The 12,300-nt window shown below is 38.5% G+C and carries 12 protein-coding genes; 11 read left to right on the forward strand and 1 reads right to left on the reverse strand.

Features of this window, described 5'->3' with window-relative positions; genetic code table 11:
- Window positions 1-43 precede the first annotated feature (43 nt).
- Genes AC1DFT_RS03030 through AC1DFT_RS03050 form a run of 5 tightly spaced genes read left to right on the forward strand, consistent with a single transcriptional unit; the run spans window position 44 to window position 4,996 of the window.
- Window positions 44-781 carry a Stp1/IreP family PP2C-type Ser/Thr phosphatase gene (locus AC1DFT_RS03030; RefSeq protein WP_477917486.1) on the forward strand — a complete coding sequence of 246 codons (738 nt, stop codon included), beginning with the start codon at window positions 44-46 and terminating at the stop codon, window positions 779-781.
- A gap of 2 nt (window positions 782-783) precedes the next feature.
- Window positions 784-2,778, forward strand: a complete 1,995-nt coding sequence (gene pknB / locus AC1DFT_RS03035) for a Stk1 family PASTA domain-containing Ser/Thr kinase (RefSeq protein ID WP_477917488.1) — start codon at window positions 784-786, stop codon at window positions 2,776-2,778.
- 12 nt (window positions 2,779-2,790) lie between these two features.
- Window positions 2,791-3,672 (forward strand): ribosome small subunit-dependent GTPase A, encoded by an 882-nt coding sequence (gene rsgA, locus AC1DFT_RS03040; protein WP_477917490.1) that lies wholly within the window; start codon window positions 2,791-2,793, stop codon window positions 3,670-3,672.
- Window positions 3,673-3,674: 2 nt separating this feature from the next.
- Window positions 3,675-4,343, forward strand: a complete 669-nt coding sequence (rpe, locus tag AC1DFT_RS03045) for a ribulose-phosphate 3-epimerase (RefSeq protein WP_477917492.1) — start codon at window positions 3,675-3,677, stop codon at window positions 4,341-4,343.
- Window positions 4,340-4,996: a thiamine diphosphokinase gene (locus AC1DFT_RS03050; protein WP_477917494.1), complete on the forward strand. Its 657-nt coding sequence runs from the start codon at window positions 4,340-4,342 to the stop codon at window positions 4,994-4,996. The genes rpe and AC1DFT_RS03050 overlap by 4 nt, the downstream gene beginning before the upstream one ends.
- Before the next feature lie 206 nt (window positions 4,997-5,202).
- On the opposite strand, the gene rpmB is transcribed toward AC1DFT_RS03050, so the two are convergent.
- Window positions 5,203-5,391: a 50S ribosomal protein L28 gene (gene rpmB / locus AC1DFT_RS03055; RefSeq protein WP_093263405.1), complete on the reverse strand. Its 189-nt coding sequence runs from the start codon at window positions 5,389-5,391 to the stop codon at window positions 5,203-5,205.
- 458 nt (window positions 5,392-5,849) lie between these two features.
- Here rpmB and AC1DFT_RS03060 point away from each other — a divergent pair, with 458 nt between their 5' ends.
- The 6 genes from AC1DFT_RS03060 to fapR all read left to right on the forward strand — a co-directional run bounded on the left by AC1DFT_RS03060 (window position 5,850) and on the right by fapR (window position 12,293).
- Window positions 5,850-6,212, forward strand: coding sequence for an Asp23/Gls24 family envelope stress response protein (locus AC1DFT_RS03060; RefSeq protein ID WP_477917496.1), 363 nt, complete (start codon window positions 5,850-5,852; stop codon window positions 6,210-6,212).
- Between the two features lie 16 nt (window positions 6,213-6,228).
- On the forward strand, window positions 6,229-7,884 hold the full coding sequence (locus tag AC1DFT_RS03065) for a DAK2 domain-containing protein (protein WP_477917498.1): 1,656 nt from the start codon (window positions 6,229-6,231) through the stop codon (window positions 7,882-7,884).
- Between the two features lie 133 nt (window positions 7,885-8,017).
- On the forward strand, window positions 8,018-8,680 hold the full coding sequence (gene sdaAB, locus AC1DFT_RS03070) for an L-serine ammonia-lyase, iron-sulfur-dependent subunit beta (protein ID WP_477917499.1): 663 nt from the start codon (window positions 8,018-8,020) through the stop codon (window positions 8,678-8,680).
- Between the two features lie 12 nt (window positions 8,681-8,692).
- Window positions 8,693-9,592, forward strand: a complete 900-nt coding sequence (sdaAA, locus tag AC1DFT_RS03075; protein WP_477917501.1) for an L-serine ammonia-lyase, iron-sulfur-dependent, subunit alpha — start codon at window positions 8,693-8,695, stop codon at window positions 9,590-9,592.
- The gene (gene recG / locus AC1DFT_RS03080) at window positions 9,582-11,630 is read left to right on the forward strand and encodes an ATP-dependent DNA helicase RecG (RefSeq protein WP_477917503.1); all 2,049 of its coding nucleotides are present in this window, start codon (window positions 9,582-9,584) and stop codon (window positions 11,628-11,630) included. Before sdaAA ends, recG begins: the two co-directional genes overlap by 11 nt.
- A 96-nt stretch (window positions 11,631-11,726) precedes the next feature.
- The gene (gene fapR / locus AC1DFT_RS03085; protein WP_477917505.1) at window positions 11,727-12,293 is read left to right on the forward strand and encodes a transcription factor FapR; all 567 of its coding nucleotides are present in this window, start codon (window positions 11,727-11,729) and stop codon (window positions 12,291-12,293) included.
- Window positions 12,294-12,300 lie beyond the last annotated feature (7 nt).

A 12,300-nucleotide genomic window follows, 5' to 3' on the forward strand; every position in this document is an offset into this window, starting at 1 on the left:
AAAATTGACTTTTCTTTTCATTTTAAAAGAGGTGATGGAAGAAATGAAGTTCGTTGTTAAAACTGATGTGGGTTTGAAAAGGACTGTAAATGAGGACCGGGTAGATGTATTCGTCCGCGACGATGATCGTATACTTGCGGTTGTTGCAGATGGTATGGGTGGTCACAATGCTGGAGATGTGGCAAGTGAATTAGCTATTACTGAGTTCAAAAAGTATTTTACAACGTATAATCCCGCTGTTATTAAAGCAAAAGATTGGCTTACTTATACATTCCAATCGATTAACCAATCCATTGCTAGACATTCGTCCGTCACTGCCGGGTGTGAAGGGATGGGGACGACTTTAATCGCTGGCCTATTTGACAAGCATAAAGGAATTATCGCACATGTCGGGGATAGTCGTGTTTATCAAATTACGAAAGAAAAAGTGCATCAAATAACACGGGATCATTCTTATGTAAATGTATTAATCGATTCAGGTGAAATTAGTGAAGAACAGGCGAAAACGCATCCAAAGAAAAATGTATTGATGAAAGCAATTGGTACTGAACAAACGATTCAACCTGATTTTTTCGATGTAGAATTTATTCCGAACTCTTACTTTCTCTTTTGTACGGATGGATTAAGCAATAAATTAAGCGAAACTTTTATACAATCCCTCCTATATTCAGATAAAACGCTCGAAGAAAAAGCGAGTCAATTAGTAGAGGAAGCAAATCAATCTGGTGGGGAAGATAATATTACATTAGTCTTACTATCAAACCATGATAAGGAGGTGTAAGGATGTTAATAGGTAAACGAATTAGCGGCAGATACAAGTTGCTTGAAATGATTGGTGGAGGCGGCATGTCCAATGTGTATTTGGCACATGATATGATTTTAGACCGTGATGTGGCGATCAAAATTTTGCGCTATGATTTTTCAAATGAAGAAGAATTACACCGAAGATTTCAACGAGAAGCATTATCTGCAACCAGCCTTACACACCCAAATATAGTGAATATATACGATGTTGGGGAAGATGGGGATATTCACTATATTGTTATGGAGTATGTGAAAGGGGAAACATTAAAACAATACATACAACGGAATGCTCCCGTTTCACCTAAAAAATCAGTAACGATTATGAAACAGCTTACTTCCGCTATTGCAAATGCACATAATAATCATATTATTCATCGGGATGTTAAACCTCAAAATATTTTGTTAGATGAAGAAGAAAATATTAAAATTACAGACTTTGGAATAGCGATGGCACTTAGTGCTACTTCTTTTACACAAACGAATTCCGTATTAGGGACGGTCCATTATTTGTCCCCAGAACAAGCACGCGGAGGAACAGCTACCAACCAATCCGACATTTATGCTTTAGGGATTGTGCTGTTTGAGCTACTCACTGGGCAACTTCCGTTTTCTGGAGAATCTGCTGTATCGATTGCATTAAAGCATTTGCAATCGGAAACACCTTCTATTCGTGCGATTAATCCAGCTATCCCGCAAAGCTTAGAAAATGTTGTTTTAAAAGCAACTGCAAAAGATCAAAAAAATCGATATCATAATGCAGAAGAAATGGAAGCAGATTTAGCAACGGCTTTATCACCAGAAAGAGCGGAAGAGGCGAAGTTTGTTGTTGCGGTAGATGATGATGCAACAAAAGTTCTACCCGTTATTAAAGAACCAGTATCTTTTGAGGAAGTTTCCGATACAAAAAAAATGGCAGTTCCAACCACGGAAGTAGTAGAAGAGGTAAAGCCGAAAAGTAAAAAGAAAAAAAGAAAGATTATTGGTGCAATCATAGCAAGTATCGTAGTGCTTGCATTGCTAGTTATTATTGTATTTCCAGGAATGTTTAGACCGAAAAAAATTGAAGTGCCAGACGTATCCAATTTAGAAGTTGAGTTAGCTATCGAACAACTAGAAGCGGAAGGATTCACAATTGGTGAACAAACATTAGAGTTTAACGAAGAAGTGGAAGCAGACCATGTTATTCGCACAACACCTGAAGCTGGAAAAATGAGAGATAAAGAAACAGAAATCGATCTAATTGTCTCTTCTGGTAAAGAAACATCCGCGATTGTAGACTATGTGGGACAAGATATCGACCAAGTGAGAACACTACTTCAAAATCAAAACTTGCTGGATATTGATGATGAGGAAGTAAGATTCGATTCAAAACCTGCTGGAACGATTTTAGAACAATCACCAGTCGGTGGTACAGAAATTATTCCAGATGAAACGGTATTAAAATTTGTCGTAAGTAAAGGTCCTGACTTAAGAACGGTAAATGATTTAACGAATTACAACGAAAAAGCATTAAATGATACAGAAAAATCTTCTGGATTTAAGATAAGAATAGCTGGAAAAGAAAACCACGATACTATTCAAAAAGGGAACGTTATTAGGCAAGACCCAAAACCGAATGCTAGAGTAGCACCAGGTAGTACGATAGAAGTCATCATTTCAGACGGGCCTAAAGAAAAGCCAACTAAATTCTTTACCAAGACGATTACGATTCCATATGAACAACCGAATTTAAATGAAGAAGAGTCCGAGGACGAACAGCAAGACGACGAAATAGTAGTGCAACCACAAGTTGTGCGTATTTATATTCAAGATAAAACAAGATCACTTGAAGAACCGGTAGAAGAGTTTGTTTTAACAGAAACGACGCAAAGACAACTTAAATTAGAAATAAGTGAAGGGCAAAAAGCAGTCTATCGTATTTATGTGAATTCAGAGGAAATTGTGAATCAAACGATTGCTTATGACGATATTTAAAGGAGGTTTCGGATGCCACAAGGTCAGATAAGAAAAGCATTAAGTGGATTTTATTATGTATATGATGATGGTCAAGTGATTCAATGTCGAGCTAGAGGAGTTTTCAGAAACAGAGGAGAATCTCCTTTAGTAGGTGACTTTGTAGATTATACAGTGGATGGAGAGAATGACGGGACGATTATGGTCATTCACGAGCGCAAAAATAACTTAGTTCGCCCTCCAATAGCAAACATTGACCAAGCAATATTAGTATTTTCGATAAAAGAACCAGATTTCAATACGATTTTATTAGATCGCTTTTTAGTAGTGCTGGAATCATTTTATATTGAACCAATCATTTGTTTAACGAAAAGTGATTTAATGGACGAACAAATGGAAAAAACGATGGAAAAGTATATAAAAGACTATGAACTAATCGGTTATCAAGTGTTGATGACATTCAAAGATGATCCGTCGTTTGATGAGAAAATAGCACCAATACTAAAAGATAAAATGACCGTACTTGCGGGGCAATCTGGTGTTGGGAAATCTACATTATTAAATACTATTTTACCATCTCTAGATTTAAAAACAGGTGTAATTTCCAACGCACTAGGCCGAGGAAAACATACTACTAGGCATGTAGAGCTTATCCAAGTTTGCGGAGGATTACTTGCAGACACACCAGGTTTTAGCTCGTTTGAGTTCGATTTGATGGAAAAGGAAGAACTGTCCAAGTGTTTCCCGGAGTTTGTTGAAAAACAAGATGCATGCAAGTTTAGAGAATGTATGCATGTGAAGGAACCAAAATGTGCTGTAAAAGATGCAGTAGAGACTGGGGAAATCAAGGAATATCGATACAAGCATTACTTACAGTTTTTAGATGAAATATTAGAAAGAAAGCCGAGGTACTAATTATGGTGAAAATAGCTCCCTCCATTTTAGCAGCAGATTTTGCGAAACTTGGAGAAGAAGTATTAGAAGTTGAAAAAGCGGGTGCCGATCTTATTCATATCGATGTGATGGATGGCCATTTTGTTCCGAATATTACAATGGGGCCAATCGTTGTAGAAGCACTACGTCCACTTACAACTTTGCCTCTAGATGTGCATTTAATGATTGAAAATGCAGACCAATATATCGAAGCATTTGCAAAAGCAGGAGCGGACTATATTACGGTGCATGTGGAAGCTTGTCCACATCTACATCGAACAATCCAATTGATCCGTTCTTTTGGTGTGAAGCCGGGTGTGGTGCTAAATCCGCATACACCTGTTGAGTCTATTCAGCATGTGCTTGAAGATATTGATATGGTGCTCTTTATGACCGTAAATCCAGGATTTGGCGGGCAAAAGTTTATTCATTCGGTCGTCCCAAAAGTGAAACAACTAGCGGAAATTATTCAAGAAAGAAATCTTTCTATTGAGATTGAAATCGATGGCGGTATTAATGAAGAAACGATTAAACCTTGTGTCGAAGCTGGAGCTACCGTTTTAGTAGCGGGATCTGCTATTTATAATGCTCCAGATAAAGGAAAAGCTTTGCAAGCGATTAAAGAAGCAGGTTTAAGTGTATTAGCGAAATGAAACGAGTAATTGTTTGTTCTGGGGGTCCAGTTGAGGAAGTTGTTGATTTTGAACAGCTTCCTCTTTTGGAAGAAGAGACTGTTTTTCTAGGTGCTGATCGAGGTGCTCTGCATTTATTAGCAAAAGGAATCAGCCCAACTGAAATTATCGGTGATTTCGACTCGCTGACAAAGGAAGAATTTCAGTTAGTAAAACAACAAGTAAGCAAAGTGACAGTGCTGCAAGTAGAAAAAGATGAGACGGATACCCATCTAGCAATTCAAAAAGCACTTACATACGAACCGGACGAAATAATATTGACTGGAGTTACAGGGGGACGATTAGACCATTACGAAGCGAGTTTACATGATATATGCCGTTTTCAAATGGAACATCCGGATATTCTTTTCTCCATTCAAAATAATCAAAACATCATCCAATTTTTATTTCCTGGAACTTATGAAATCGAGCAAGACGACCATTATAAATATATTTCTTTTTTTTCTTTCGGTGAAAAAGTGGGGAAAATTTCTTTAAAAGGGTTTTTATATAATGTTACAGAAGAAAATATTTCGGTGGGCAATGCAAAATTCACAAGTAATGAAGTAAAAGGACGAACAAGTACTATCTCTTTTATCACTGGCATATGTTTAATGATAAGAAGCAGTGACTAAAAGGGAGGAATTGTGTGAAGGTCTACACATTTAGATTGCCTAAATCCGTTAGTAGTTTGATGAAAGTTTGCATTCGTCTGTTTAAAAGAGAAGAAGTGAAGAAATGAATGGCCTTGATGACTCCATATGTATTGGGGTCATTTTTTTGTAAAAAATAAAAAATACCAAACCGACAATTGTCAGCTTGGCATTATTTACGAGAGCGATTAAACGCGCTCAATTTTTCCTGATTTTAAAGCTCTAGCAGAAACCCATACACGTTTAGGTTTACCGTCTACAAGAATACGGACCTTTTGAAGGTTTGCTCCCCACGTACGTTTGTTAGCGTTCATAGCGTGAGAACGAGCATTACCAGAACGAGCTTTACGCCCAGTGATTGCACATACTTTTGGCATTATATTTCCTCCTCTTAAAAGAAGCTGAAAGATTTTTCAGTTCGATATTTCACATACTTTAATAATTTACCACAGACTTTTAGTATGCGCAAGCCTTATCAAGAAAAAAACCTTTACAGACAAAAAGTGTACACTAATAGAAATTGTGCGTCACAGTCATTAGCATCTCACTCCAAGTAAAGAGTTATTTTATGAATAGGTTGCTTTCACCGGTAATTTGGTTGCTCTCATTACTGATTTGATTGCTTTCGTAATAGAATTAGTTGCTTTCAATGACAGATTAGTTGCCCTTATCCATTTACTGGATTCAAATATTCGAAAAACCTGTATAAGACTTTGTTTTTAGCGACGCATCACTCCTAAACAGGGAATCTCTAGACGAAAAGAAAGGTTTCTTTTATAATTTCTAAGGGTGTAGTACAATAAAGGGTAGTCAAAAAGACTTGGGAGGTTTCAACATGTCAATTGAATTGAAAAACGAATTCGGACAAATTGATATATCACAAGATGCTGTTGCTCAAATTGCTGGTGGTGCCGCGATTGAGTGCTATGGAATTGTTGGTATGGCATCAAAGCACCAGATCAGAGACGGACTAACAGATATATTAGGAAAAGAAAACTTCACAAAAGGTGTAGTAGTCAGACAAGAGAAAGAGCATTTACATATTGATATGTATATAATTGTAAGTTACGGAACGAAAATTTCAGAAATAGCTTATCAAATACAATCGAAAGTGAAATACACACTGAACAAATCTCTTGGAATGTCCGTGGAATCCGTAAATGTTTATGTACAAGGAGTTCGCGTGGCAAACGTGTGAATAAGGAGAGAACATAATGAAATTAATCAATGGTATTCAATTTGCAGATATGGTCAAGATGGGAGCGCATCATCTTTTTCAAAATGCAGATTATGTAGATGCACTAAACGTATTTCCAGTTCCGGACGGTGACACTGGAACAAATATGAATCTTTCCATGACTTCTGGTGCTAAAGAAACTGCCGCACATGCAGGAGAACATATTGGGAAAACGGCACAAGCTCTATCTAAAGGATTGCTTATGGGTGCACGTGGGAACTCAGGCGTTATTTTATCCCAATTGTTTAGAGGTTTTGGGAAATCAGTAGAAAATCATGAAACGTTAACTGCCGGTCAATTTGCACAAGCGTTGAACTATGGGGTGGAAACAGCTTATAAAGCGGTAATGAAACCTGTCGAAGGTACTATTCTAACAGTAGCGAAAGACGCGGCGAAAAAAGCGGTTGAAGTGAGCGAAACTGAAGATGATATTCGATCACTAATGGCAGCAATTGTAGAAGAAGCCAAACAATCGTTAAACAGAACACCAGATTTATTGCCAGTGTTAAAAGAAGTAGGGGTAGTAGATAGTGGTGGCCAAGGGCTTGTTTTCGTCTATGAAGGCTTTTTAGCTAGCTTGAGAGGGGAAGCGCTTCCTGAAAAAACAGTAGCTTCGTCAATGGATGATTTAGTAAGTGCAGAACATCATAAAAGTGTACAAGGGTTTATGGATACAGCAGACATTGAATTTGGCTTTTGTACGGAGTTCATGGTTCGGTTAGAAGAAGGTAAAAAAGCGTTTGATGAAACACAATTCCGCAATGATTTAAGTGCTTTCGGAGATTCATTATTAGTTATTTCGGATGAGGAAGTAGCGAAAATCCATATTCACTCGGAAACACCAGGTGACGTATTAACATACGGTCAACAATATGGTGATTTAATCAAAATTAAAATCGAAAATATGCGTGAGCAGCATTCGGAAATCGTCGGTGAAGGACATATAAATGAAGCACCTGTCAAAAAAGCGGAAGTTCATCCATATGCAGTAGTAACAGTCGCAATGGGGAGTGGCGTATCAGAGCTACTTAAAAGTTTAGGTGCATCTGCTGTCATCGAAGGTGGGCAAACGATGAACCCCTCTACAGAAGATATCGTGAAAGCCATTGAAGCTGTTGGAGCTGAACGCGTGCTAATACTACCGAATAACAAAAATATTATTATGGCTGCTGAGCAAGCTGCAGAAGTGCTAGGGATAGAAGCGGCGGTTGTTTCGACCAAAACAATCCCACAAGGAATGGCAGCAATCTTAGCATTTAATCCGCAAGCAACTGTGGAAGAAAATCAAAAAAATATGACGAACGCGTTTGCGCATGTTAAAACGGGTCAAGTTACATTTGCGGTTCGTGACACATCCATTGACGGTGTGGAAATTAAAAAAGATGACTTCATGGCACTTGCAGAAGGTAAAATTATTTTATCGAATCCTTCAAGAGTAGAATCTGCGACGAGCCTGGCAAAAGCATTGATAGATGAAGAATCAGAAATTGTTACCGTTATTTATGGGGACGATGTTTCAGAAGAAGAAGCAAATGAGTTTGCTGCGTTCATTGAAGAGCAATTTGAAGATGTTGAAGTGGAAGTTTATAACGGTAAACAACCTCTTTATCCATATATTCTATCTGTCGAATAATACAAGGCCACGGGAAAAAACAGCTCCCGTGGTTTTTTAGTCTTGTAATACTTTCCATGATTATATTTTTGTTTAATCTAGCTATTAGGTGTAAAATAGAAAGTAAATATATAGTTTACTGGAGGTCTATGCTTTGAAATTCAAATCCGTTTTTGACATAATTGGACCCGTTATGATTGGACCGTCCTCTTCCCATACGGCAGGAGCAGCACGAATTGGTCGAGTAGCAAGAGATTTATTTGGAAAACAACCTACATGGGCAAAAATACATTTATATGGATCTTTTGCAGAAACCTATAAAGGACATGGTACAGATGTTGCAATAATTGGTGGATTGCTCGATTATGATACATTTGATGAGCGCATTAAAACGGCTTTTGAAGATGCGAAAAGAGCAGGACTTACCTTTGAATTTATACCGGAAACGGCCAATACAGAGCATCCAAATACCGCACGTATCGTCATTGGAGATGGCAAGCAGGAAATGTCCATGGTTGGTATTTCTATTGGTGGTGGGAAAACGGAAATTACGGAGTTAAACGGTTTTCCACTGCGACTGTCAGGTAATTTAGCTGCCATTTTAGTCGTGCACGAAGACAGATCGGGATGTATTGCAAATGTGGCTAATTGCTTAGCCAAGTACGATATTAATATTGGTCATATGGAAGTTTCACGAAAAGAAAAAGGAAATATGGCCTTAATGGTAATAGAAGTGGATCAAACAGTAGAAGAGTATATACTTGAGGAAATTGGAAAACTACCGAATATTACGCAAGTAACGAGAATAGCAGATTAAGGGGGATTTCATATGGAAGTGTTATTTCATAATGTTCGCGAGTTAGTAGATAGAGCAAATAAAGAGCAAAAACTAATATCAGAAATCATGATTGAACAAGAAATATTAATCACAGGTCGTTCAAGAGATGAAATTATGGCGCAAATGGACCGTAATTTAACCGTTATGGAAGAAGCGGTTGAAAAAGGTCTAAATGGGGTACGCTCCTCTTCTGGGTTAACTGGAGGAGATGCAGTGCTGCTGCAAGCTTATATGAAAAAAGGAAACACATTATCTGGTGAGTTAATGCTAGATGCTGTCAGTAAAGCAGTAGCTACAAATGAAGTAAATGCAGCAATGGGGACGATTTGTGCAACTCCCACTGCAGGTTCTGCGGGGGTTGTACCAGGTACCTTGTTTGCGGTGAAAAACAAATTAAATCCGACGAGAGAACAAATGATTCGTTATTTGTTTAATGCGGGGGCATTTGGATTTGTAGTTGCAAATAATGCTTCGATTTCTGGTGCTGCTGGTGGCTGTCAAGCAGAAGTTGGCTCAGCGGCGGGAATGGCTGCGGCGGCAATCGTAGAAATGGCTGGCGGTACTCCGGAACAAAGCTCTACTGCATTTGCGATTACATTAAAAAATATGCTTGGTTTAGTTTGTGATCCGGTAGCGGGATTAGTTGAAGTTCCATGTGTGAAGCGAAATGCTATGGGTGCTTCGAATTCATTGGTAGCAGCTGATATGGCGCTTGCTGGTGTAACTAGCCGCATTCCTTGTGATGAAGTTATCGATGCGATGTATAAAATTGGTCAAACAATGCCGACAGCTTTAAAAGAAACAGCTCAAGGCGGGCTTGCTGCAACTCCTACTGGAAAATGGTTAGAAGCTAAAATATTCGGCGGAGCAGTTGTAAGTAGTGGAAACTAAAAAAGATGAGTTAGTAACTTCCTTAAAAGGAGTGGGAAGTGGAACTGCTAACGCATTGCAAGAACTCGGAATCGTCACATTAGAAGATTTAGTCATGACATTCCCTTACCGGCACGAGGATTTTCGGTTAAAAAATATTGCAGAAACGCCACATAATGAGCGAGTCACAGTAGAAGGAAGGGTCGAAAGTGAGCCCTCCCTCCTTTTTTTAGGAGCTAAAAAATCACGAATGCAAGTCCGATTACTAGCAGGGCAGCATCTGATAAAGGCTGTATTTTTCAATCAAGCATATTTAAAAAATAAAATAATTCCTGGATCAATCGTGACAGTAACTGGAAAATGGGATAGGGGTAGACAAGTTATTAATGTGTCTACTTTTTCAGCAGGTCCAAAAACGGATCAGCAAGACTTTGAACCGGTTTATTCGCTAAAAGGTTCTATTAGCCAAAAGGTTTTTCGTAAATTTATGCGTCAAGCCTTAGATGAAGTGAATGGATACTTAATAGATCCCTTGCCGGAATCAATAAGAGTGTCTTATCGTTTACCGAATATAGCAGAAGCATTGGAAGGTATTCATTTCCCACAAGATGTAGACCATTCCAAAAATGCTCGCAGGCGTTTTGTGTACGAAGAATTGCTTATATTTCAGTTGAAAATGCAAGCGATTAAAAAAGTTCGTAAAGAACAAAATGTTGGAAATAGTATCTCATTCGATAATGATAAACTGAAAAAATTAATCGAAACATTGCCATACGAACTAACGAACGCCCAAAAAAGAGTCGTCAATGAGATTTGCCGAGATTTGAAAGAACCACATCGGATGAACCGTTTACTACAAGGAGATGTTGGTTCTGGTAAGACGATCGTAGCGGCGATTTGCTTATATGCGACAATAACAGCGGGGTATCAAGGTGCACTTATGGCGCCTACGGAGATTTTAGCTGAACAACATGCCAGCTCTTTAGACGAATGGTTAGCGCCTATCGGTATAAAAATTGCACTCCTTACAGGGTCGACAAAAGTGAAAGCACGTCGAACAATACTAGAAAACCTAGAAGTTGGGAATATCGATTTATTAATCGGCACGCATGCATTAATACAGCCAGATGTGTCATTTAAACAGCTTGGTTTAGTGATTACAGATGAACAGCATCGATTTGGTGTCGAACAGCGAAGAGTGTTGAAAGAAAAAGGCGAAAATCCAGATGTTTTGTTTATGACGGCAACACCGATACCAAGAACTTTAGCGATTACTGCTTTTGGAGAGATGGACGTCTCGATTATTGACGAAATGCCTGCTGGGAGAAAGAAAATTGATACATATTGGATGAAGCAGGAGCAGCTTCATAAATTGGTTGTTCGCTTAAAAGCAGAGTTGGCAAAAGGAAGACAAGCCTATATTATATGTCCGCTAATCGAAGAGTCCGAAAAACTAGATGTTCAAAATGCAGTCGATGTGTACAATATGATGTCTGCTGAACTCGGTAATGATTATTCTGTCGGCTTGATGCATGGTCGCCTGCACCCAGATGAGAAAGAAGAAGTGATGCGAAAATTTTCGGCCGGCGAAGTGAAAGTGCTTGTTTCTACGACTGTTGTGGAAGTTGGGGTGAATGTGCCAAATGCGACATTTATGATTATTTTTGATGCGGAGCGTTTTGGTCTTGCGCAACTTCATCAGTTAAGGGGACGCGTAGGACGTGGGGAGCATCAGTCCTACTGCATTTTACTTGCCGATCCGAAATCGGAAGAAGGTAAAGAGCGTATGACGTCGATGACCGAGACCAATGATGGGTTCGTGCTTGCAGAAAAAGATTTAGAACTAAGAGGTCCTGGTGACTTTTTCGGTCGTAAACAAAGTGGCTTGCCAGAATTTAAAATGGCGGATCTTGTACATGATTATCGAGCACTTAATACAGCTAAGGTAGATGCGGAAAAGCTTTTAAACTCGGATGATTTTTGGAAGTCTGAAGAAATGGAAGGTCTAAGAACGATTCTCACCCATTCAAAAGCACTAGACGGAGAACGTATCGATTAAGAAGAATGCAAGAATGATTTTGAATCTATTCTTGCATTCTTTTTTTAATATTTATATACTGATATTAGTACCAAGTGCTAAAATGGTGGTGATTGGATGAAATACACAAAAAAAGACAGACAACAACTACTTCTAGAGACATTAGAGAAAAATCCATTTATCACGGATGAAAAACTAGCTTCGACATTCAACGTAAGCGTTCAAACGATTCGTCTGGATCGAATGGAGTTATCTATACCAGAATTACGTGAACGTATAAAATCAGTAGCGGCACATAATTTTGGGGAAGAAGTAAAGTCACTTCCGCTAAATGAGGTAATTGGTGAAATCATAGATATTGATTTGGACAAACAAGCTATTTCTATATTGGATATTACACAAGACCATGTATTTGCAAGAAATGGCATTGCAAGAGGACATCATTTGTTTGCGCAAGCAAATTCTTTAGCGGTAGCAGTGATAAACGATGAATTAGCACTTACTCGAAAATCTACCATTACGTTTGTGAAACCTGTCAAAGCGGGAGATAGAGTAATTGCAAAAGCAGTCGTTTTATCTAGGGATACAGAAAAAAATAGTACGTTAATAGAAGTGACTAGCAAAGTAGAAAATGATACTGTTTTTATCGGGCAATTTAGTATGTACCGTGTGACAAAGTCTTAAATAAAGG

The sequence above is a fragment of the Psychrobacillus sp. 05T411 genome, assembly GCF_056396485.1.